Below are 20,917 nucleotides of genomic sequence, written 5' to 3'. Positions count from 1 at the left end.
GTGGGGGGCTTGGGGCGGCGGCCGAAGAGTTCGGCGGGGGTGGGCATGCGCTGGGGGCGGGGCGCGGCCGGCGGGGTGGCGGCGGGCTGCGACGGGCGGGGGGCGCGGGAGTCGCTGCTGCTCATGGTGATCCGTCCTCCAACAGGGGTGGTGAGACTGCTCGGGGGTGCGGCGGGGTTCGGTACGGCCACCAGGTGGCGCGGCTGGCCGGTGGTGAGGGCGAGCCGCTCGCGGACGGCGGCCTCGGCCAGCGCGTGGCAGCGCCCGGCGAGGCGGGAGCGGCGGGAGCGCTCGTACTGCCCGCAGGGCTGGCGGCTGAGCCCGCGCAGCGCGGTGAGGTCCTCCGGGCCGGGCAGGTAGCCGTCCGCGACGGCCTCCTCCAGCCGTTCCAGGTACCCGGTGGCGCTGCCCGGCAGGGCGGAGCGGTAGCGGCACAGGTCGGCGAGCAGGAAGGCGCGCAGCCGGCCGCCCTCCTGGACGGCCTCGTCGATCGCCTCGGTCAGGCGCAGTGCGTCCTGGACGTCCTCCGCCCACAGCTCGGCACCGGGTCCGGCGAACGCCGGCGCCCGGTCGGGCCCCTGGAGGTGGACGGGAACGGCGGGGTGCAGGGCTTGGGCGAGGGCGCGGCGCAGCACGCGGACTTCGTCGGCGCTGAAGGCCATGCCGCCGCGCGATCCGTGTGGCGTAGGCATGGGCTGACACTACGTGAGGAATATCCGATTTGTCGGTAACCCGGCGCCGAACCACCCACGATCGGCCCGCAGGCAGCCGGGTCAGGTCGGGCGGTTGCGCTCGTAGACCAGGCGCAGGCCGATCAGGGTGAGCCAGGGCTCGTGGACGTCGATGGTGGTGGCCTCGCCGAGGACGAGGGGGGCCAGGCCCCCGGTGGCGATCACCTGGACGTCGTCCGGGTCCTTGGAGAGTTCCTTGGCCATCCGCTCGACCAGGCCGTCGACCTGCCCGGCGAAGCCGTACAGGATGCCGGACTGCATGCCCTCGACGGTGTTCTTGCCGATGACGTTGCGCGGGCGGGCCAGCTCGATCTTGCGCAGCTGGGCGCCGCGCACGCCGAGCGCCTCGACGGAGATCTCGATGCCGGGGGCGATCGCGCCGCCGACGTAGTCGCCGCGGGCGTTGACGGCGTCGAAGGTGGTCGCCGTGCCGAAGTCGACGACGATGCACGGGCCGCCGTACAGGTGGTTGGCGGCCAGGGCATTGACGATCCGGTCGGCGCCGACCTCCTTGGGGTTGTCCATCAGGACGTGCACCCCGGTCTTCACGCCGGGCTCCACGATCACCGCGGGGACGTCGCCGTAGTAGCGGCGGGTCACCTCACGGAGCTCGTGGAGCACGGCGGGAACCGACGAGCAGATCGCCAGGCCCTCCACCACCGCCTCGTGGACGGCGGTGTGGTTGCCCATCAACCCCTGCATCAGCACGGCCAGTTCATCGGCCGTACGGCGCGGATCGGTGGAGATCCGCCAGTGTTCCACCACGTCCTCGCCGTCGAACAGGCCGAGTGTGGTCTGGGTGTTGCCGACGTCGATGGTGAGGAGCATGGGGCGCTTTCTGCGAGTCGGGGCAGGTCTGCGTCGTGCGGGGCGGACGGTCAGGCGCGCAGGTCCAGGCCGATGTCGAGGATCGGCGAGGAGTGGGTGAGCTCGCCCACGGCGATGAAGTCGACACCGGTCTCGCCGACCGCGCGGGCGTCGGCCAGGGTCAGGCCGCCGGACGCCTCCAGCCTCGCCCGGCCGGCCACCAGCGCGACGGCCTCCTTGAGCTGCTCGACGGAGAAGTTGTCCAGCAGGATCAGTTCCGCACCGGCCTCCAGCACCGGCGGGATCTGCTCCAGGGTGTCCACCTCGACCTCGACCGTCAGGTCGGGGTAGGCCGCGCGCACGGCCCGGAACGCCTCGGCCACGCCACCGGCGGCGATCACGTGGTTGTCCTTCACCAGCGCGGCGTCCGAGAGCGCCATCCGGTGGTTGGCGCCGCCGCCGCAGCGCACCGCGAACTTCTCCAGGGCGCGCAGGCCAGGGGTGGTCTTGCGGGTGTCGCGCACGACCGCGCCGGTGCCCTCGAGGGCGTCCGCCCAGGCGCGGGTGGCGGTGGCGATGCCCGACAGGTGGCACAGCAGGTTGAGCGCGCTGCGCTCGGCGGTCAGCAGGTCGCGGGTGCGGGAGCGGATCGAGAGCAGCACCTGGCCGGCCTCCACCCGGTCGCCGTCCTCGACGTGGCGCTCGACCTCGAACTCCTCCTCGCAGACCAGCGAGACCACGGCCTCGGCGATCCGCAGGCCCGCCACCACGCCCGCCGAGCGGGCGGTGAAGTCGGCGGTGGCGACGGCCTCGGCGGGCACGGTGGCCACCGAGGTGACGTCCTCGCCGCCGGCCAGGTCCTCGGCCAGCGCCAGGGTGGCGACGTCCTCGACCTCGATCGGGTCCAGTCCGGCCGCCTCCAGCAGCTCGGCCAGCTGCGGGTCCAGGCCCGTCTCGTAGCCCTCGCCGTCCCCGCAGGCGCAGCCGTCGCCGCAGCCGCCCTGGTCGGCCAGGGGGAGTTCCTCGTGGGAGTGGGTCATGGTTCTACTGCTCCTCAGGGGTGCTGACGGGGTCGCCGGAGGCGGCCAGAGTGGTGATCAGGTGGCGCCGCCAGTGGGCGTCGTCGCGCTCGGGGAAGTCCTCGCGCCAGTGGCCGCCGCGGGTCTCCGCGCGCTGCGCGGCCGCCGCGACCAGGGCGGTGCCCACCAGCAGCAGGTTGGCGGCCTCCCAGGTCTCCACCCGGGGGTCGGCCGGCTTCTCCTCGGCCACGTGCGCGTACGCCTGCTCGGTGAGCAGCCCGAGCCCGGCCGCGGCCTCGGCCAGCGAGCCGGCCGAGCGCAGCACGCCCGCCCCGCGGGACATCAGCCGCTGGATCTCGGCGCGGGCCTCGGAGGCCGGCAGCGGCACGGCGCGGGCGGCCTGCGCGGCGGCCACGTCCACGGTGCGTTCGGGCAGCTCGCCCGCCGCGTGCCGCGCGGCCAGGTCGGCGGCGATCCGCTCGGCGAAGACCAGGCCCTCCAGCAGGGAGTTGGAGGCCAGCCGGTTGGCGCCGTGCACCCCGGTGCAGGCGACCTCGCCGCAGGCGTACAGGCCCGGGACGGTGGTGCGGCCGTGCCGGTCGGTGCGGACGCCGCCGGCGGCGTGGTGTGCGGCCGGGGCGATTGGGATCGGCTCGGTGACCGGGTCGATGCCGTGCGAGCGGCAGGAGGCCAGGATGGTCGGGAAGCGCTGCTCCCACATCTCGGCGCCGAAGTGCCGCCCGTCCAGGTACATGTGGTCGGCGCCCTTCTCCTGCATGCGCCGGGTGATCGCCTTGGCGACGATGTCGCGCGGGGCCAGTTCGGCCAGCTCGTGCTGTCCGACCATGAACCGCACGCCGTCCGCGTCCACCAGGTGGGCGCCCTCGCCGCGCACGGCCTCGGAGACCAGCGGCTGCTGGCCCCGGGCGTCCGGGCCGAGCCACAGCACGGTCGGGTGGAACTGGACGAACTCCAGGTCGGTGGCGGTGGCGCCGGCCCGCAGGGCCAGGGCCACGCCGTCGCCGGTGGAGACGGCCGGGTTGGTGGTGGCGGAGAAGACCTGGCCCAGGCCGCCGGTGGCGAGCACCACCGCGCGGGCCCGGACGGCGCCGACGCCGTCGCGGGTGCCCTCGCCCATGACGTGCAGGGTGAGGCCGGCGGCGTGGCCCTCGGCGTCGGTCAGCAGGTCCAGGACCAGGGCGTGCTCGATCAGTTCGAGGTCCGGGTCGTTGAGGACGGCGGCGACCAGCGCGCGGGAGACCTCGGCGCCGGTGGCGTCCCCGCCCGCGTGCACGATCCGGTGGCGGTGGTGGCCGCCCTCGCGGGTGAGCAGGATCTCGCCGGCCTCGTCGCGGTCGAAGTCGGCGCCCACCGCGATCAGCCGGCGCACGGAGTCCGGGCCCTCGGTCACGAGGGTGCGTACGGCCTCCTCGTCGCAGACCCCGGCACCGGCCACCAGGGTGTCGACCAGGTGCTGTTCGGGGGTGTCCCCCTCGCCGAGGGCCGCGGCTATACCGCCCTGGGCCCAGCGGGTGGAACCCTCGTCCAGTACCGCCTTGGTGACCACCATGGCCCGCAGGCCGGCCTTGCGGACGTTGAGGGCTACGGTGAGACCGGCGACGCCGGAGCCGACCACGACCACGTCGGTGGTGGCGGTCCAGCCCGGGGCCGGGGCGGTGAGGCGATGCGTGACGGACATGGCTCAGTGGCTCCTTCGGCGCGTGGCCGAGGTGGCCGCGCCTTCCTCGCCACGGTACGCCGCGTCCCCGCGCAGCAGTCCGCTGCCCTCCGGGGCCTCGGCGGGGTCGCCACCGAAGCCGGTGATCCGGTTGTCCCCGTCCACGAAGACCACCTTCGGCTGGTAGCCCTTCGCCTCGGCCGTGTCCATCTGCCCGTAGGCGATGAGTATGACGAGGTCGCCGGGGTGGACCAGGCGGGCGGCGGCGCCGTTGATGCCGATCACGCCGGTGCCGCGGGGGCCGGCGATGGTGTACGTCTCCAGCCGGGCGCCGTTGTTGATGTCGACGATGTGGACCAGCTCGCCGGGGAGCAGGTCGGCGGCGTCGAGGAGGTCCTCGTCCACCGTGACGGAGCCGACGTAGTGCAGGTCGGCCTGGGTCACGGTGGCCCGGTGGATCTTGGACTTGAGCATGGTGCGGAGCATTGCGGGTCACGCCTCCTGTGAGTGCATGCCTGAGAGATGAAGAGCTACTGCCGAACGATTCCGTGCTTGGTGCCCATCCGCCTAGCGGCAGATGACGTGGACGTTGTCGATCAGGCGGGTCGAGCCCACCCTCGCGGCGACGGCCAGCACCGCCTCGCCCTGGAAGTCGTCCGCCGCCTCGGTGAAGTCGTGCGGGTCGATCAGGGCGAGGTAGTCGAGGTCGACACCGTCGGCGGTGTCGAGAGCGGCCGCGGCGGCTTCGCGCACGGCCTTCGGGCCCTGGGCGGCGACGTCCCGGCCGGCGAACAGGGCCTTGGAGAGGGCGAGGGCGCGGGCGCGCTCCTCCTCCGAGAGGTAGCGGTTGCGCGAGGAGCGGGCCAGCCCGTCCTCCTCGCGGACGGTCGGCACGCCGACGATCTCCACGTCGAAGTCCAGGTCGGCCACCATCCGCTGGATGATCGCCAGCTGCTGGGCGTCCTTCTCGCCGAAGAAGGCGTAGTCCGGGTCCGTGATGTGCAGCAGCTTCGCCACGACGGTGAGCACCCCGTCGAAGTGGCCGGGGCGGGTGGCGCCCTCGTAGCGCTCGCCCATCGGGCCGGCGGTCAGGCGCACCTGCGGCTCGCCGTTGGGGTAGACCTCGTCGACGGACGGGGCGAAGACCACGTCGGCGCCGTGCTCCTCGGCCAGCTTCACGTCCTCGTCGAGGGTGCGCGGGTAGCGCTCCAGGTCCTCGCCGGCGCCGAACTGCAGCGGGTTGACGAAGACCGTCACCGCGACGCGGCCCTCCGGGCCGACCTGCTTGCGGGCGGCGCGGATCAGCGCGCCGTGGCCCTCGTGCAGCGCGCCCATGGTCATCACGACGGCGTTGTCCACCGGCCGCTCGTCGGGCCAGAACGCGGCCTCGAATTCGTCCACGGTTCGGGTGACGACGGCCCGGTGGACCTTCGGCGCCCGGTGGGGCTTGCTTCGCTGGGTCTTGCCCGCCATTCCTGCGCTCCTTCGTTCCGATCGGCTGCGCAATTCTCCGCCGCCTTGTTACGTTCCGTCCCGTGCGGTAACGCGCCGGGCAGGGCTTGTCCGTCATGAGGCCGCTTCGGCGGCCGAGTGAGAAGCCCCGGTCTAGGGCCGGGGAGGAGTCACCAGCGCGTCTCCTCGTTGAGCGCGTCGAGCACAGCGGCTGCAGCGTCGGCCGGAAGAGTCCCGTTCGCCACCGCCCGCTGGGCGGTGGCGCGGGCCATCGCCCGGTACGCGGCCGGGATGTCGGGGGACACCGTACTGAGCTGCGCCAGATGGCGCCGTACGGTGCCCGCGTCGCCCCGCGCGACGGGGCCGGTGAGGGCCGCGTCGCCGGAGCGCAGGCTGTTGTCCAGGGCCGCGCCGAGCAGCGGGCCGAGCATCCGGCCGGGCTCGGCGACCCCGGCGGTGCGCAGCAGCTCCATCGCCTGTGCGACCAGGGTGACCAGGTGGTTCGCGCCGTGTGCGAGGGCCGTGTGGTAGAGCGGGCGGACGTCCTCCGGCACCCACTCCGGCTCGCCGCCCATCTCCACGACGAGCGCCTCGGCGACCGGCCGCAGCTCCTCGGGGGCGGTCACGCCGAACGGGCAGCCGGCCAGCCGGGCCAGGTCGACGGAGGTGCCGGTGAAGGTCATCGCCGGGTGCAGGGCCAGCGGCAGCGCCCCGGCCCGGGTGGCGGGCTCCAGGACGGCGACGCCGTGCGCGCCGGAGGTGTGCACCAGCAGCTGGCCGGGCCGTACGGCTCCGGTGGCGGCGAGCCCGGCGACCAGGTCGGCCAGCGCGTCGTCGGGGACGGTCAGCAGGACGAGGTCGGCGGCGGCCATGACCTGCGGCGGGGTGACGATCCGCACGCCCGGCAGCAGCGCCTCGGCGCGGCGGCGGGAGGTGGCGGACACCCCGGACGCGGCGACCACGGTGTGCCCGGCCAACTGCAGCGCGGCGCCCAGCGCGGGGCCCACCCGGCCGGTGCCGACCACGCCCACCGCGAGGCGGGCCGGCCGGTTGCCGGGGTCGCTCGGGTCGTCGTAGGTGCTCACGCGCCACCCTTATTTGCCGTGAATCCGTTCCGGTCCACCTGCGGGTACCGGACGTACCGCACCAGTCTACGGGGGCGTCAGTCCGTGGCCCCGGCCCGGATCAGCCCCGCCTCGTAGGCCAGCACCACGGCCTGGACGCGGTCGCGCAGGTCGAGCTTGGCCAGGATGCGGCCGACGTGGGTCTTCACGGTGGCCTCGGAGAGCACCAGCCGGGCCGCGATCTCGCCGTTCGACAGGCCCTGGGCGACCAGCAGGAACACCTCCCGCTCGCGCTCGGTCAGCGGGGCGATCACGTCGGAGCCGGGTGCGGTGCTCGGGGTGGGCAGCACCTCGGCGAAGCGGTCGATCATGCGGCGGGTGGTGGTCGGGGCGACCACGGCGTCCCCGCCGTGCACGGCGCGGATCGCGGCCACCAGCTCCGTCGGCGGGACGTCCTTGAGCAGGAAGCCGCTGGCGCCGGCCTTGAGCGCGGCGAAGGCGTACTCGTCCAGGTCGAAGGTGGTGAGGATCAGCACCCGCGGGGCGTTGGGCAGCGGGCTGCCGTCCTCGGCCAGGCAGATCCGGCGGGTCGCCTGGACCCCGTCCAGGCGCGGCATCCGGACGTCCATCAGGATCACGTCGACCGGTGTGTGCCGCAGCCGCTCCAGCGCCTGTGCGCCGTCACCGGCCTCGGCGGCGATCTCGATGTCGCCCTGTGACTGGAGGATCATCCGGAAGCCGGTGCGCAGCAGCTCCTGGTCGTCGACGAGCATCACGCGGATGGTCAAAGGTGGCTCCTAGGGCGTCGGCGCGGCGGTCAGTGCGCGGTCTTGAGGGGGAGTGTGGCGCGGATGCGGAAGCCTCCGCCGGGGCGGGGGCCGATGTCGAGGTTGCCGTTGATCATGCCGACGCGTTCGCGCATGCCGATGAGGCCGTGGCCCTGGCCGTCGGTGCCGCCGGCGGCGAGGTGCTCGGTGGTGGTGCCGCGGCCGTCGTCCTCGATCTGGACGGCGAGTTCGCGGTCGCCGTAGTCGACGGTGACGTGGGCGTGGGCGTGGGGTCCGCCGTGTTTGCGGACGTTGGTGAGGGCTTCCTGGACGATGCGGTAGACGGTGAGTTCGACGCCGCGGGGGAGGTCCTTGGGGGCTCCGGTGGTGGTGTAGTCGACGTGGAGTCCCGCGGTGCGGACCTGGTCGAGGAGTTCGGGGAGTTCCTCGACGCCGGGCTGGGGGACGTAGTCGTCGGTGGTGTCGCTGGTGCGCAGGACGCCGAGGAGGCGGCGCATCTCGACGAGGGCCTGTCGGCCGGTGGTGGCGATGGTGGTGAGGGCCTGTTTGGCCTGGTGGGGGTTGTTGTCGAGGACGTAGGCGGCGCCGTCGGCCTGGACGATCATGACGGAGACGTTGTGGGCGACGACGTCGTGGAGTTCGCGGGCGATGCGGGCGCGTTCGGCGGCGACGGCGACCTTGGCCTGGGCATCGCGTTCGCGTTCGAGGCGGGCGGCGCGGTCCTCGAGCTCGGTCAGGTACGCGCGACGGACCCGCGTCAGCCGACCCCACGCCCAGCACAGGATGAACGGGGTGCTCATCAGCAGCATGATCAGCGCCGCTTCGCCCAGGTTGTACGAGCGGGTGTGCGCGTCGCCCGCGGCGTCGATCGTCGTCTTGACCGGGTGCATCCGCCAGTAGACCAGCGGTCCGGCGCTCGCCCCGGCGACCAGCGCCAGCCGGGACGTCCACTTCTGGCCGAAGGCGGCGCCGGTGTAGGCGAACACGAGGTAGGCGAGGGAGGAGGCGGCGGGATCGATGTTGGCGGCGATCTGGCCGAGCGCGATGCCGGTGGCGCCGGCCACCGTGACGTCCGGGAAGCGCCGCCGGAAGACCATCAGCGCGGGCAGCAGCAGCGCGACCAGGATCTGGGCGTCGAATCGCCAGCCCTGGTCGGAGGCGTTGTTCGGCAGGAGGCCGAAGAAGAGCACGACCGACGCCCATACGGAGTCGACCACCATGGGGTGTCGGCGGAGCCAGGCGTTGAGTCGATGCACGTGTCCAGCGTAGGCAGTCGGGTGTGGTGCGAAGGTCCGCCGATAGGGCGATACGTCCCTACTCCGTAGGTCGGAGACGTCCCTGTGCCGGGGGAGGGACACCGGCACGCGGCCGGTAGCGTCCCCCTCCATGACGTGGATGCGGTGGGCGCCCGCCGTGGAGAAGGCGCTGTACGACCCCGAGGGCGGTTTCTACCGCAGGCCCGAGGGCCCCGCCGGGCACTTCCGCACCTCGGTGCACGCCTCGCCGAGGTTCGCCCGTGCGGTGGCCCGGCTGCTGCTGGAGGTTGACGCGGCCCTCGACCGCCCGGAGGAGCTGGCCCTGGTCGACGTCGGGGCCGGGCGCGGGGAACTGCTCACCGGGGTCCTGGCCGAACTGCCCGCCGAGGTGGGGGAGCGGCTGCGCCCGTACGGCGTGGAGATCGCCGGGCGCCCGGCCGGTTTGTCGTCCACAGCCCTGTGGACGAGCGAGGTGCCGCGCGGCGTCACCGGGCTGCTGTTCGCCAACGAGTGGCTGGACAACGTGCCGCTGGACGTCGGGGAGGTGGACGACGCCGGGGTGCTGCGCTACGTGGAGGTGGAGACCGGGACCGGCGAGGAGCGGCTCGGCGAGCCCGTCCCGGCGGCGGACGCGGCCTGGGCCGCCCGCTGGTGGCCCGTCGAACACCCCGGGGACCGGGTGGAGTTCGGCGGCCCCCGCGACGCCGCCTGGGCACGGGCCGTCGCCGGGCTGGAGCGGGGCCTGGCCGTCGCCGTCGACTACGGGCACACGTCCGGGCGGCGGCCGCCGTTCGGGACGCTCGCCGGATTCCAGGGCGGGCGCGAGGTGGCGCCCGTACCGGACGGCTCCCGCGACGTGACCGCCCACGTGGCCCTGGACGCGATCGCCGTCCCCGGTCTCCACAGCCTGTGGACGACGCAGCGCGAAGCCCTGCGCGCGCTCGGGGTCAGCGGCGGGCGGCCGCCGCTCGCGCTCGCCTCCACCGACCCGGCCGGGTACCTGCGGGCGCTCAGCGGCGCCGGGGAGGGGGCCGAGCTCACCGACCCGGGCGGGCTCGGCGGCTTCGGGTGGCTGCTGCAGGCCGTCCGCATGCCGGTACCTAGGGGCTTGGAGACCCTCGTGGGATGGCAGACTCTGGGGTCATGAGGGAGACCACGGTCGGCATCGGAGCGGGAGCCGAGAACTTCACCGGCGCGGCGGGCACCACCGACATGGTGCTCAACATCGGCCCGCAGCACCCCGCCACGCACGGCGTGCTGCGGCTGCGCCTGCTGCTGGACGGCGAGCGGATCGTCACCGCCGAGCCGGTGATCGGCTACATGCACCGGGGCGCGGAGAAGCTGTTCGAGGCCCGTGACTACCGGCAGATCATCATGCTGGCCAACCGGCACGACTGGCTCTCCGCCTTCTCCAACGAGCTGGGCGTCGTCCTCGGCGTCGAGCGGATGCTCGGCATGGAGGTCCCCGAGCGGGCGGTGTGGATCCGCACCCTGCTCGCCGAGCTCAACCGGGTGCTCAACCACCTGATGTTCCTCGGCTCCTACCCGCTGGAACTCGGCGGCATCACCCCCGTCTTCCACGCCTTCAACGGCCGCGAGGACCTCCAGCACGTGCTGGAGGAGGCGTCCGGCGGGCGGATGCACTACATGTTCAACCGCGTCGGCGGCCTCAAGGAGGACCTGCCCGCCGGCTGGCTCGGCCGCGTCCGCACCGCCGTCGGCGTCGTCCGCTCGCAGCTGCCCGTCTTCGAGGACCTCGTCCTCGGCAACGACATCTTCCGTGCCCGTACGGCCGGCGTCGGCGTCCTCACCGCCGCGCAGGCCCAGGCGTACGGCGTCAGCGGGCCCATTGCCCGGGCCAGCGGGCTCGACCTCGACCTGCGCCGCGACGAGCCGTACCTCGCCTACGGCAGCGAGGAACTGCGGCAGGTGCTCACCGTGGTCACCCGCGAGGAGGGCGACTGCCTCGCCCGCTTCGAGTGCCTCCTGGAGCAGGCCCACAACTCCCTGGACCTCGCCGACGCCTGCCTGGACAAGCTCGCCACCCTGGCGCCCGGGCCCGTCAACCAGCGGCTGCCCAAGGTGCTCAAGGCACCCGAGGGCAGCACCTACACCTGGACGGAGAACCCGCTCGGGATCAACGGGTACTACCTGGTCTCACGCGGCGACAAGACGCCCTGGCGCCTCAAGCTGCGCTCGGCGTCCTTCAACAACGTCCAGGCGCTGACCGAGCTGCTGCCCGGGACGCTGGTGGCGGACATGGTGGCGATCCTGGGGTCGATGTTCTTCGTCGTCGGGGACATCGACAAGTAGGGCTCAGGCCCTCAGGCCCTCGGGGCTCCAGGGCTCCAGGGCCCGGGCTTTCAGGGGTCAGGGCTTCTTCTTCGGCTTGACCGGGTCCGCCGGGTGCGGCGCCACCTTGCGGTCGCCCTTGGTGGCGATCCGCTCCTCGCACAGGCCGGCCAGCACGTCGTACGCCGCCTTGCCCATCAGCTCGGTGAGCTCCGGGCGGTAGCTGACGTACACCGGCTCGGCACCCTGGTGCGCGGCCGGGGCGCCCGTGCACCACCAGTGCAGGTCGTGGCCGCCCGGGCCCCAGCCGCGGCGGTCGTACTCGCCGATCGAGACCTGGAGGTAGCGGGTGTCGTCGGGGCGGTCGATCCAGTCGTAGGTGCGGCGGATCGGCAGCTGCCAGCAGACGTCCGGCTTGAACTCCAGCGGCTCGTGGCCCTCCTTGAGCGCCAGCGCGTGCAGGGCGCAGCCGGCGCCGCCCGCGAAGCCGGGGCTGTTCACGAAGATGCAGGCGCCGTTGACGCGGCGGGTCTGGCGGTCGCCGTCCTCGTCCAGCATGGTGACGCCGCCGTCCGCGACCAGCCTGCCCTTGGCGTCCGTGCCGTGCGGGTGGTTCTCCCACAGCTCGGGCGTCAGGCGCTTCGCGTGCTTCATGACGCGCTTCTCGTCGTCCTCGTCCGAGTAGTGCGCGCCCAGCGTGCAGCAGCCGTCCGAGGCGCCGCGGCCCTCGCGGATGCCGTGGCAGCCCTGGCCGAAGACGCAGGACCAGCGGGAGGTCAGCCAGGTCAGGTCGCAGCGGAAGACCTGCTCGGCGTCCTCCGGGTCGGCGAACTCGATCCAGGCGCGGGGGAAGTCGAGCGGGACCTCGTCGCGCGGGATCTCGCGGCGCAGGGTCGGCATCGCGAGGTCGACGGGGGCGGGGGAGGCTTCGGGCTTCGCCTTGGCCTTCTTCTTGGACGTTTCTGCTGGTGCCACCCGGTAAGGGTAGAGCTTTCGCGGGGCAGTGGACGGGTTGCGGCGGGTGTCGGCGGCGGTGGACGGTACGGTCTTCGACGAACCGGAGAACTGGCGGGCCGTCATCATCCGGAGGATTTGGGGCGGTTTGATCGGAATCGCCCCTCCACCCCGTTGTTCCGGACGGCAGACCGCAAGCCGCAGATCGCAAGCCGCAGACCGCAGACCGCAGACCGCAGGCGTCAGACGACCCCGCCCGAGCAGGAGCAGGAGCCACCCCGGCCGTGACCGCCTCGCCCCGCGCCGCCGTCCAGGCGGCCGCTCTCCTCGCCCTCGCGGTGCTGGCCGCCGGCTGCGCGGCCTCCGAGGGCCCCGCCCTGCGGGCCCGTTCCGCGTCCGCGCCGCCGGTCTGCGACAGCCCGGTGGTGGTGGGCCACCGGGGGGCTCCGCGCAGTGCGCCCGAGAACACGATGGCCTCCTTCGAGGCGGCCCTCGACCAGGGCGCGGACTGGCTGGAGACGGACGTGCAGACCACCCGGGACGGCGTCCCGGTGCTGATGCACGACGCCACCGTGGACCGCACCACCAACGGCAAGGGCGCCGTCGGCGACCTGACCGCCGCGCAGGTCGCCGCCCTGCGGGTGACGGCGGGACCGGGCCGCGCCGAGCCCGTCCCCACCCTGGAGCAGCTGCTCAAGCGCCTCGTCGGCAGCAACGCCACGCTGCTGATGGAGATCAAGTGGCAGCGCACGCCCGAGGACGTCACCCGGATCGCCAGGATCGCCGCCGGCAGCGGCGCCCACGTCGTCATCTACAGCTTCTCCGTGGACCACCTGCGCCGCGCCCACGCCGTCGCCCCCGCCCTGCCGGTGGTGCTGATCCAGGGCGCCGGGCTCGCCGAGGACCCGGGCGACCTGCCGTTGCGCGGGATGGCCCTGGAGTCGACGCTGGCCTCCGCCGACCGGATCGCCGCGGAGCGGAAGGCTGGCCGTGAGGTCTACGTCTGGACGCTCGACGACGAGGTGAACTGGCAGACCATGGCCGCCCGGGGCGCGGACGGCCTGATCACCGACCTGCCCGGCGCGGCCCGCCGCTGGGCGGACACCAACTGCCGCCCCGAGCGCAGGATCGCCCACCGCGGCCACTGATCACGGACCGTCACGGACCGGTCGCGGACCAGCGCGACTACCGCTGCAACGGGCCTGCCCCGGGACGAGATCGCGTAGCGTGGAGAGTTATGCGACTCGGTGTACTCGACGTAGGTTCCAACACGGTCCACTTCCTCGTGGTGGACGCCCATCCGGGCGCTGCCCCCCTGCCCGCGTACTCCCACAAGGCCGAACTGCGCCTGGCCGAACTGCTCGACGAGGACGGCGCGATAAGCGAGGCCGGCATCGAGCGGCTCGTCGGCCACGTCGCCTCCTCGATCCGGGTCGCCGAGGACAAGGGGGTCGTCGACGTCCTGCCGTTCGCCACCTCCGCCGTCCGCGAGGCCGCCAACGGCGAGGAGGTGCTACGCAGGGTCACCGCCGAGACCGGTGTCGAACTCCGGGTGCTCTCCGGCCAGGACGAGGCCCGGCTGACGTTCCTGGCCGTGCGCCGCTGGTTCGGCTGGTCCTCGGGCCGGCTGCTCAACCTGGACATCGGCGGCGGCTCCCTGGAGATCGCCTGCGGCCCGGACGAGCAGCCCGCCGTCGCCTGTTCGCTGCCGCTGGGCGCCGGCCGGCTCACCGCCCGCTGGCTGCCGGAGGACGTCGCCGACCCGGACGGGCTGCGCGAGCTGAGACGCCACGTCCGCGCCGAGATCGCCACCGTGGTCGGCGAGATCACCCGGCTCGGACCGCCACAGCACGCCGTCGCCACCTCCAAGACCTTCAAGCAGCTCGCCCGGATGACGGGCGCCGCCCCCGCCGACGCCGGCCCGTACGCCGACCGCCGGCTCACCCGCTCCGGACTGCTGGCCTGGCTGCCCCGGCTGTCCGCGATGACCGTCGCCGAGCGGGCGCAGATCCCCGGCGTCTCGGAGGGCCGCGCCAAGCAGCTGCTCGCGGGCGCGATCGTCGCCGACGCCGCGATGGACCTGTTCGGGCTGGAGGAGCTGGACGTCTGCCCGTGGGCGCTGCGCGAGGGCATCATCCTGCGCCGCCTGGACACCATGGACAGCCCCACCGACCGCCGCCGCCCGGCGCTGGCGAGCTGACGGGCCGGGGCCGCCCCCGGGCACCCGCTCCCCGTCCGGAGCGCGGTCCGTTTACGCTGTCTCCCGTGGTGCAACCAGCGGACGACGACGGGACGCGGGAGGGCCGCGCCCCCGGGGACGGGCGGCAGCGGCCGGACGGACCGCGCCGTCGGCTCGGGGAAGCGGTGCAGCGCACCGCCGGGAAGGCCGCCGCCAAGAAGGCAGCCGCGAAGAAGGCGACGGCGGGGAAGGCCGCCACCGAGAGCACCCCGAAGAAGGCCGCGCGCAGGAAGCCCGCGCAGAAGAAGCAGAGCCAGCAGAGCCAGCAGAGCCAGCAGGGCCAGCAGAGCCAGCAGAAGCAGCAGAGCCAGCAGCCGCCGCCCCGGAAGCCCGCCGAGACCCGCACCGCCCGCGCCGCCGGAGCCGCCAAGGCCGCCGTGCAGTCCGTCCGCTCCGTCAAGGCCGCCAAGCGCGACGCCGCCCGCCCCCCGCTGCTGCGCACCACCGACCGCCTGGTGCTGCCCCGGCACCCGGCCCTGCACATCCCCGACACCAAGGTGGCCCTGTCCACCGCCTCGGTGTACCCGGCGAGCACCGTCGTCGCCTTCGAGCTGGCCGCCAGGCTCGGCTACGACGGCGTCGAGGTGATGGTCTGGAACGACCCGGTCAGCCAGGAACTCGAGGCCCTGCGCCGCCTCTCCGACACCCATCGGATGCCGATCCTGGCCGTCCACGCGCCCTGCCTGCTGATCACCCAGCGGGTGTGGACCACCGACCCGTGGACGAAGCTGGTCCGGGCCCGGGCGGCGGCCGAGAAGCTCGGCGCGAGCGCCGTCGTCGTCCATCCGCCGTTCCGCTGGCAGCGCCAGTACGCCCGCGAGTTCGTCGAGGGCATCAACCGGATGGCGGGCGAGACCGACGTCCGCTTCGCCGTCGAGAACATGTACCCCTGGCGCTACCGCGACCGCGAGGTGCTCGCCTACTCCCCGGGCTGGGACGTCACCGACGAGGAGTACCGGCACTTCACCATCGACCTCTCGCACGCCGCGACCTCCCGGATCGACGCCTTCGCGATGGTCGAGCGGATGGGCGACCGCCTCGCCCACGTGCACCTCGCGGACGGCAGCGGCTCCGGCAAGGACGAGCACCTGATCCCCGGCCGGGGCAAGCAGCCCTGCGCCGAACTGCTGGAGCACCTGGCCCGCACCGGCTTCGACGGCCACGTGGTGCTGGAGGTCAACACCCGCCGCGCCGCCTCCCCCGCCGAACGCGAGGCCGATCTCGCCGAGGCCCTCGCCTTCACCCGGCTGCACCTCGCCTCCCACTCGGGCGTACGCTGACGGCCGGTCCGCAGGGCACGCCGAGGGGGAGCAGTGACGAACGATCAGAAGTTCTCCGAGATCCGCAACTTCCGCGAACTCGCCGCGAGCTTCGGCTCCGTGGCCGCCGCCTACGACCGCGGCCGCCCCGGCTACCCGCAGGAGCTGTTCGACGAGCTGGAGCGCGCCTGGGGCCGCAGCCTCGAGGGCGCCAGGACCCTGGACGTCGGCGCCGGTACGGGCATCGCCGCCCGCCTGCTGGCCGCCCGTGGCGCGGACGTGGTCGCCGTGGAGCCCTCCGCCGGGATGGCCGCCCAACTGTTGGCCGTCTCACCGCAGTTGCCGCTGGTGCGTGGCGAGGGTGACGACCTGCCCTTCCACGACGACTCCGCCGACCTGATCACCTACGCCCAGGCGTTCCACTGGACGCACCCCGAGAAGTCCCTGCCCGAGGCGGTCCGGGTCCTGCGGCCAGGCGGCGCCCTCGCCGCCTGGTGGAACGTCTTCGACGAGAGCGTCCCCTGGGTCCGCGCCCGCGACGAGCGGCTCTCCGCCGCCCTGTCCGGCCGCTACCACGGCTACGGCCACATCGACGACCTGACCGCCCCCTTCGCCGCCGCCGGGCTGCGGGTCCACCGCGCCGAGCTGAGCTGGCAGCGACGGGTGCCCGTCGAGCAGGTCGTCGACAACCTCACCTCCCGCTCCTTCTTCGCCTCCCTGCCGCCCGAGCGCCGCGAGCCGCTGCTCGCCGACGAAAGGGCCGCGCTGCTGGCCGAGTTCCCGGACGGGCAGGTCGTCGAGCCGTACGTCCTCGACCTCACCGTCGCCGTCACCCCCGCTTGATCCGCGCTCGACCGGACCTGCCCGCATCGCGGACGGACCGTCCGCCGGCCGGACAGCGGGCGTAGGCTCGATACCCACAACGGCCCCCGCACCCTTCCACCGGCGGGGCGCCGGCGAGAGCCCCGAAGGAGTGGAGCACAGTGCCCGAGCTGAAGTCCCGTACGGTCACCCACGGTCGCAACATGGCAGGCGCCCGGGCGCTCCTCCGGGCCGCCGGCGTAGCCCGCGAGGACTTCGGCAAGCCGATCATCGCGGTCGCCAACTCCTTCACCGAGTTCGTCCCCGGCCACACCCACCTCCAGCCGGTGGGCCGGATCGTCTCCGAGGCGATCAAGCAGGCGGGCGGCATCCCGCGCGAGTTCAACACCATCGCCGTCGACGACGGCATCGCCATGGGCCACAGCGGCATGCTCTACTCGCTGCCCTCGCGCGACCTGATCGCCGACTCCGTGGAGTACATGGTCAACGCGCACTGCGCCGACGCCCTGATCTGCATCTCCAACTGCGACAAGATCACCCCGGGCATGCTGATGGCCGCGCTGCGCCTGAACATCCCGACCGTCTTCGTCTCCGGCGGCCCGATGGAGGCCGGCAAGGCCACCCTCGTCGACGGCACCGTGCGCAAGCTCGACCTGGTCGACGCGATCTCCCAGGCGGTCAACGAGAACGTCTCCGACGAGGACATCGCGATCATCGAGGAGAACGCCTGCCCGACCTGCGGCTCCTGCTCCGGCATGTTCACCGCCAACTCGATGAACTGCCTCACCGAGGCCATCGGCCTCTCCCTGCCCGGCAACGGTTCCGTCCTCGCCACCCACACCGCGCGCAGGGCCCTGTACGAGAAGGCCGGTCGGACCGTCGTCGAGATCACCAACCGCTACTACGGCGGCGACGACGCCTCGATGCTGCCCCGCGCGATCGCCACCCGCGCCGCCTTCGAGAACGCCATGGCCCTGGACATCGCCATGGGCGGCTCGACCAACACCATCCTCCACCTGCTCGCCGCCGCCCAGGAGGCCGAGCTGGACTTCGACCTGTCGGCCATCGACGCGATCTCCCGCAGGGTGCCCTGCCTGTCCAAGGTCGCGCCCAACGGCTCGTACTACATGGAGGACGTCCACCGCGCCGGCGGCATCCCCGCCATCCTCGGCGAGCTGTACCGCGGCGGACTGCTCAACGAGGACGTCCACACCGTCCACTCCGACTCGCTCGACGAGTGGCTCAAGACCTGGGACGTGCGCGGCGGTTCGCCCTCCGCCGAGGCCGTCGACCTGTGGCACGCCGCCCCCGGCTGCGTCCGCTCCGCCGAGGCGTTCTCGCAGTCCGAGCTCTGGGAGTCCCTGGACACCGACGCCGCCAAGGGCTGCATCCGCAGCGTCGAGCACGCCTACTCCGTCGAGGGCGGCCTCGCCGTGCTGCACGGCAACCTCGCCGAGGACGGCTGCATCGTGAAGACCGCCGGCGTCGACGAGTCGATCTGGACGTTCAGCGGCCCCGCCGTGGTCTGCGAGTCCCAGGAGGACGCCGTCGAGGCGATCCTCGCCAAGCGCATCAAGGAGGGCGACGTCGTCGTCATCCGCTACGAGGGCCCCAAGGGCGGCCCGGGCATGCAGGAGATGCTCTACCCGACCTCCTTCCTCAAGGGCCGGGGCCTCGGCAAGGCGTGCGCGCTGGTCACCGACGGCCGCTTCTCCGGCGGCACCTCGGGCCTGTCCATCGGCCACGCCTCCCCGGAGGCCGCCTCCGGCGGCACCATCGCCCTGGTCGAGGACGGCGACACCATCGCCATCGACATCCCCGGCCGGACCATCTCCCTCGAGGTCCCGGACGAGGTCCTCGCCGAGCGCCGCCGCGCCCTGGAGGCCGGGGACGGCTACCGGCCGAAGAACCGCGACCGCCAGGTCAGCGCGGCCCTGCGCGCCTACGCGGCGATGGCCACCTCCGCCGACAAGGGCGCCGTCCGGGACGTGTCCAAGCTCGGCTGACACCGTGGGCAGCGGGGAGCCGTTCCGATCGACGGGACGGCTCCTCGCCGCCGACCCCGCCCGGGGGATAATCGACGGCGTGAGCGAGCAGCCCCCCACCACCGCCCCCGTCCCCGGCGCCCCCGAACCGGAGACGATCCGCTTCTTCGGCACCACCTGGCTGAACCGGGACGGCGGCTACTGGCTGCGCCGGGTCGGCTTCTCGGCGGGCGCCCTGCTGGCGACCGCCGCCGCCGTCCTCGTCCTGCGCTTCGGCGTGGAGGGCGTCAGCCTCTCCCGGAGCGGCGGCTTCCTGAACGGGCTGCTGACCGCCGCCATCGCGGTCTGCTCGATGATGGCCGTCATGCGCACCTGGAAGGTGCTCACCGAGGGCAAGGACCGGCTCACCGGCTGGATGGCCGAGGACAAGTCGCTCGGCGCGGTCTGGCTGATCGGCGGCGCCGGCACCCTGGCTGCCTACTTCGCCCGCAGCCTGGTCGAGGCCCCCGGCGAGTCCGTCAAGCGCGCCGCGCACGAGCGCGCCCTCGCCCAGTACGCCAAGCGCCAGTCGGGACGCACCGGCCGGCCCGACGCCAAGGCGCCGGGCCGGGGCAAGCGCAAGCGCTGACGGCGCTCAGCTGCGGCTGACGGTCCCGCAGCCATGGGTGGTGCCGTCCGACAGGCCCTTGCTGCGGTCGTACGGGTCGGTGGTCGGACCGGTCCGCTCGGGGCCGGGACGGTCGAATCGGTCGAACTGGGCGAACTCCGGGTGCAGGAAGCCGTCGTAGACGTAACAGGCGCTGTTGCCCTTCTCCGACTGCGACTTGGCGATGACCAGCTTCTTCGGCTCGACCTTGTAGTGGTCCGGGTCGTAGAAGCGGTAGTCGTCGACCCTGCGGAGGATCGTGCGGGCCGTCCAGTCGGAGCCGGCGGACTCGGACGCGCGGACCACCAGGCCCACCGGGTGGGCGGTGCCGCCCTGGGGAGCCGGCTGCTGCGGCGGGGTGGCGGGCGAGGCTTGCCGGTCCTTGGCCAGCTTCTCGGCGTCGGGGCCCGGCGCCACCGGGTAGACGTACGTGAAGTCGGTGTGGACGAGCACGCCCCCGGCGCCGTCCCCCTCGTAGGTGAGCTGGCCCTGGACCTTGACGACCTCACCGATCATGCGGGCCTCGCGCGGGTCGAACCGGGCGAACCAACCGGTCGCGTTGGAGCCCTGCTTGGGGTGCTCGAGGGCGGCGACGGCACCGGCGCGGTCCTGGCTGTCGAGGAGCGCCAGCGCGGCGTCCGGGCGGGCACCCGCGATCACCTTGGGGTCGAGGTTGGCAGCGGTCAGGTAAGCCTTGACCTGCTGCAGCTGCTCGGCGACCTCCTCGGCCGAGAAGACACCGACGGCCTTGGCCTCCGGCAGCACGAACGCCTCGGCGCCGTTCGGCCAGCCCTCGGCGGGGGAGCCGGCCCACGGGTGGGCGACGGTCGGCTGGTCCGGGTCGGTGGTCGGCGGCGCGGAGCTCGGCTTGGCCGTCTCCGGGGCGACGGTCGGCACGGGCGTGGAGGCGCCGGTGCCGGACGAGTCGCGGTGGAGCCAGTTGCGCAGCCCGTCCACGTTCAGCGCCGCCAGCAGCACCACGACGGTCAGCACGATGAACAGCGGGGTGCGCCACTCCAGCCCGCGGCGGCGCGGCTTCGGGTTGCCCCACGGGTCGAGCGCCTGGAGCTTCGGCTTGCGGCCGAAGCGGCGCTTGGGCGGCTTCGGCCCGTCGTTGACCGAGCGGCGCCCGCCCGGGTCGACCGGCGGGGTGTGCTTCCACCGTGCGGAGAGCATGCGGGTGCGCCCGCTCTGCTCCTTGACGGAGGCCCCCTTGACGAAATCCTCGTCCAGGACGAGGTCTGCGAACGGGTCCTTCCCGCCCGCCTCGCGGCCCTCGTCGGGACGCGGTTCCGGATCTTCGGCTATCGGCATCGCGCCAGTATGCCGACAGGGGGTGACGGTTTGTCGATCGGGGGCACACCTTGTGGTGAACTCGCGCGCGAGCCGCGCGAGTTCAGTGTCGTTTCATCCGGAACGCGCCGCTTTCACCCCTTCTTGCGGGCCTGCTTCACCGACCCCACCACGCCGACCACGCCCAGCAGGATGGCCGCGGGCAGGAGCGACTCGAAGAAGGCCCAGATCAGGCCCGCGTCACTGAGCAGCCACTGCGCCACGGTGTTCAGCACCAGCAGCCCGCCGGCCGCCGGAAGCGCCGCCTTCCACGGGTGCGCGTCCGCCCAGCGGGCCAGCCGCCGGTCCGTGGTGTCGCGGCGCAGCTGCCCACCGACCGAGCCGACCAGGAAGAAGAAGAACAGGCCCCAGCCGGCCGGACCGGCCAACATGCTCAGCGCCCAGTCCCCGGTGATCGCCTCGATCCCCAGGGCGGTCGCCCCCACCACCGCACCGACTCCCGCGGCAGTCCGCCACGGGCCCACCGTCGCCGAGGCGACCGCGAGTTGCCGGTTCTCACGTCGGGACATCTCGTCGTGTGCCATGGCTCCACGGTGCTCCCGCGAAGCCCCGCGAGCCATAGGGGAAACCCC

General features: G+C 73.4%; 20 protein-coding genes. 8 read left to right on the top strand and 12 right to left on the bottom strand.

The annotated features are described in order from the left end of the window. The 9 genes from IH61_RS0101430 to IH61_RS0101390 form a co-directional block, all read right to left on the bottom strand. Positions 1–692 (bottom strand): hypothetical protein (locus IH61_RS0101430; RefSeq protein ID WP_078910744.1); only part of this gene is annotated, 692 nt, incomplete at its 3' end. Between the two features lie 81 nt (positions 693–773). Beyond that, positions 774–1,559, bottom strand: coding sequence for a type III pantothenate kinase (locus IH61_RS0101425; protein WP_031063576.1), 786 nt, complete (start codon positions 1,557–1,559; stop codon positions 774–776). Between the two features lie 50 nt (positions 1,560–1,609). Next, complete coding sequence (nadC, locus tag IH61_RS0101420; RefSeq protein WP_031063573.1) at positions 1,610–2,578, bottom strand: carboxylating nicotinate-nucleotide diphosphorylase; 969 nt, start codon at positions 2,576–2,578, stop codon at positions 1,610–1,612. Positions 2,579–2,582: 4 nt separating this feature from the next. After that, on the bottom strand, positions 2,583–4,256 hold the full coding sequence (locus IH61_RS0101415; protein WP_037971220.1) for an L-aspartate oxidase: 1,674 nt from the start codon (positions 4,254–4,256) through the stop codon (positions 2,583–2,585). A 3-nt stretch (positions 4,257–4,259) separates the two neighbouring features. Next, the gene (gene panD / locus IH61_RS0101410; protein WP_031063567.1) at positions 4,260–4,721 is read right to left on the bottom strand and encodes an aspartate 1-decarboxylase; all 462 of its coding nucleotides are present in this window, start codon (positions 4,719–4,721) and stop codon (positions 4,260–4,262) included. An 81-nt stretch (positions 4,722–4,802) separates the two neighbouring features. Next, positions 4,803–5,708, bottom strand: a complete 906-nt coding sequence (panC, locus tag IH61_RS0101405; RefSeq protein WP_031063564.1) for a pantoate--beta-alanine ligase — start codon at positions 5,706–5,708, stop codon at positions 4,803–4,805. Between the two features lie 149 nt (positions 5,709–5,857). Further along, a complete protein-coding gene (locus tag IH61_RS0101400; RefSeq protein WP_031063562.1) occupies positions 5,858–6,772 on the bottom strand; it encodes a Rossmann-like and DUF2520 domain-containing protein in 915 nt (304 codons plus the stop codon). A gap of 77 nt (positions 6,773–6,849) precedes the next feature. Continuing rightward, a complete protein-coding gene (locus IH61_RS0101395) occupies positions 6,850–7,539 on the bottom strand; it encodes a response regulator (RefSeq protein WP_031063559.1) in 690 nt (229 codons plus the stop codon). 29 nt (positions 7,540–7,568) lie between these two features. Then, the gene (locus IH61_RS0101390) at positions 7,569–8,795 is read right to left on the bottom strand and encodes a sensor histidine kinase (protein ID WP_031063556.1); all 1,227 of its coding nucleotides are present in this window, start codon (positions 8,793–8,795) and stop codon (positions 7,569–7,571) included. A gap of 130 nt (positions 8,796–8,925) precedes the next feature. Between IH61_RS0101390 and IH61_RS0101385 the strand changes: the two genes are divergently transcribed. Together IH61_RS0101385 and IH61_RS0101380 are read left to right on the top strand one after the other, a co-directional pair. Then, positions 8,926–9,942, top strand: coding sequence for an SAM-dependent methyltransferase (locus IH61_RS0101385; protein ID WP_031063553.1), 1,017 nt, complete (start codon positions 8,926–8,928; stop codon positions 9,940–9,942). Further along, positions 9,939–11,108 carry an NADH-quinone oxidoreductase subunit D gene (locus tag IH61_RS0101380; protein WP_031063550.1) on the top strand — a complete coding sequence of 390 codons (1,170 nt, stop codon included), beginning with the start codon at positions 9,939–9,941 and terminating at the stop codon, positions 11,106–11,108. Before IH61_RS0101385 ends, IH61_RS0101380 begins: the two co-directional genes overlap by 4 nt. 57 nt (positions 11,109–11,165) lie before the next feature. Here the strand turns inward: IH61_RS0101380 and IH61_RS0101375 are convergent, their stop codons facing one another. Beyond that, positions 11,166–12,062, bottom strand: coding sequence for a hypothetical protein (locus tag IH61_RS0101375; RefSeq protein ID WP_063763111.1), 897 nt, complete (start codon positions 12,060–12,062; stop codon positions 11,166–11,168). A gap of 263 nt (positions 12,063–12,325) precedes the next feature. Here IH61_RS0101375 and IH61_RS0101370 point away from each other — a divergent pair, with 263 nt between their 5' ends. The 6 genes from IH61_RS0101370 to IH61_RS0101345 all read left to right on the top strand — a co-directional run bounded on the left by IH61_RS0101370 (position 12,326) and on the right by IH61_RS0101345 (position 18,974). Beyond that, positions 12,326–13,189, top strand: coding sequence for a glycerophosphodiester phosphodiesterase (locus tag IH61_RS0101370; RefSeq protein ID WP_051836071.1), 864 nt, complete (start codon positions 12,326–12,328; stop codon positions 13,187–13,189). An 89-nt stretch (positions 13,190–13,278) separates the two neighbouring features. Then, on the top strand, positions 13,279–14,241 hold the full coding sequence (locus tag IH61_RS0101365; protein WP_031063541.1) for a Ppx/GppA phosphatase family protein: 963 nt from the start codon (positions 13,279–13,281) through the stop codon (positions 14,239–14,241). 515 nt (positions 14,242–14,756) lie between these two features. After that, complete coding sequence (locus tag IH61_RS0101360) at positions 14,757–15,560, top strand: sugar phosphate isomerase/epimerase family protein (protein ID WP_031063537.1); 804 nt, start codon at positions 14,757–14,759, stop codon at positions 15,558–15,560. A 33-nt stretch (positions 15,561–15,593) separates the two neighbouring features. Then, on the top strand, positions 15,594–16,382 hold the full coding sequence (locus IH61_RS0101355) for a class I SAM-dependent methyltransferase (RefSeq protein ID WP_234326973.1): 789 nt from the start codon (positions 15,594–15,596) through the stop codon (positions 16,380–16,382). 140 nt (positions 16,383–16,522) lie between these two features. Beyond that, positions 16,523–18,367: a dihydroxy-acid dehydratase gene (gene ilvD / locus IH61_RS0101350; protein ID WP_031063531.1), complete on the top strand. Its 1,845-nt coding sequence runs from the start codon at positions 16,523–16,525 to the stop codon at positions 18,365–18,367. A gap of 79 nt (positions 18,368–18,446) precedes the next feature. Beyond that, positions 18,447–18,974, top strand: coding sequence for a hypothetical protein (locus IH61_RS0101345; RefSeq protein WP_031063527.1), 528 nt, complete (start codon positions 18,447–18,449; stop codon positions 18,972–18,974). A gap of 6 nt (positions 18,975–18,980) precedes the next feature. Here the strand turns inward: IH61_RS0101345 and IH61_RS40205 are convergent, their stop codons facing one another. Beyond that, positions 18,981–20,306, bottom strand: coding sequence for a hypothetical protein (locus IH61_RS40205; protein ID WP_051836069.1), 1,326 nt, complete (start codon positions 20,304–20,306; stop codon positions 18,981–18,983). A 113-nt stretch (positions 20,307–20,419) separates the two neighbouring features. Then, positions 20,420–20,869: a hypothetical protein gene (locus tag IH61_RS0101335; protein ID WP_158844506.1), complete on the bottom strand. Its 450-nt coding sequence runs from the start codon at positions 20,867–20,869 to the stop codon at positions 20,420–20,422. Positions 20,870–20,917: the final 48 nt, after the last annotated feature.

This window comes from Streptomyces sp. NRRL WC-3742 (assembly GCF_000720635.1).
GTDB lineage: Bacteria > Actinomycetota > Actinomycetes > Streptomycetales > Streptomycetaceae > Kitasatospora.
The sequence above is the reverse complement of the archived record's forward strand: the minus strand, read 5'-3'. Positions and strand labels throughout refer to the sequence as shown.

Bases quoted from the DNA above. Each gene is read 5' to 3' on its own strand.
- nadC (WP_031063573.1), bottom strand. From the start codon at position 2,578: ATGACCCACTCCCACGAGGAACTCCCCCTGGCCGACCAGGGCGGCTGC.
- IH61_RS0101385 (WP_031063553.1), top strand. From the start codon at position 8,926: ATGACGTGGATGCGGTGGGCGCCCGCCGTGGAGAAGGCGCTGTACGAC.
- IH61_RS40205 (WP_051836069.1), bottom strand. From the start codon at position 20,306: ATGCCGATAGCCGAAGATCCGGAACCGCGTCCCGACGAGGGCCGCGAG.
- panC (WP_031063564.1), bottom strand. From the start codon at position 5,708: ATGGCGGGCAAGACCCAGCGAAGCAAGCCCCACCGGGCGCCGAAGGTC.
- IH61_RS0101335 (WP_158844506.1), bottom strand. From the start codon at position 20,869: ATGGCACACGACGAGATGTCCCGACGTGAGAACCGGCAACTCGCGGTC.
- panD (WP_031063567.1), bottom strand. From the start codon at position 4,721: ATGCTCCGCACCATGCTCAAGTCCAAGATCCACCGGGCCACCGTGACC.
- IH61_RS0101365 (WP_031063541.1), top strand. From the start codon at position 13,279: ATGCGACTCGGTGTACTCGACGTAGGTTCCAACACGGTCCACTTCCTC.
- IH61_RS0101425 (WP_031063576.1), bottom strand. From the start codon at position 1,559: ATGCTCCTCACCATCGACGTCGGCAACACCCAGACCACACTCGGCCTG.
- IH61_RS0101415 (WP_037971220.1), bottom strand. From the start codon at position 4,256: ATGTCCGTCACGCATCGCCTCACCGCCCCGGCCCCGGGCTGGACCGCC.
- IH61_RS0101380 (WP_031063550.1), top strand. From the start codon at position 9,939: ATGAGGGAGACCACGGTCGGCATCGGAGCGGGAGCCGAGAACTTCACC.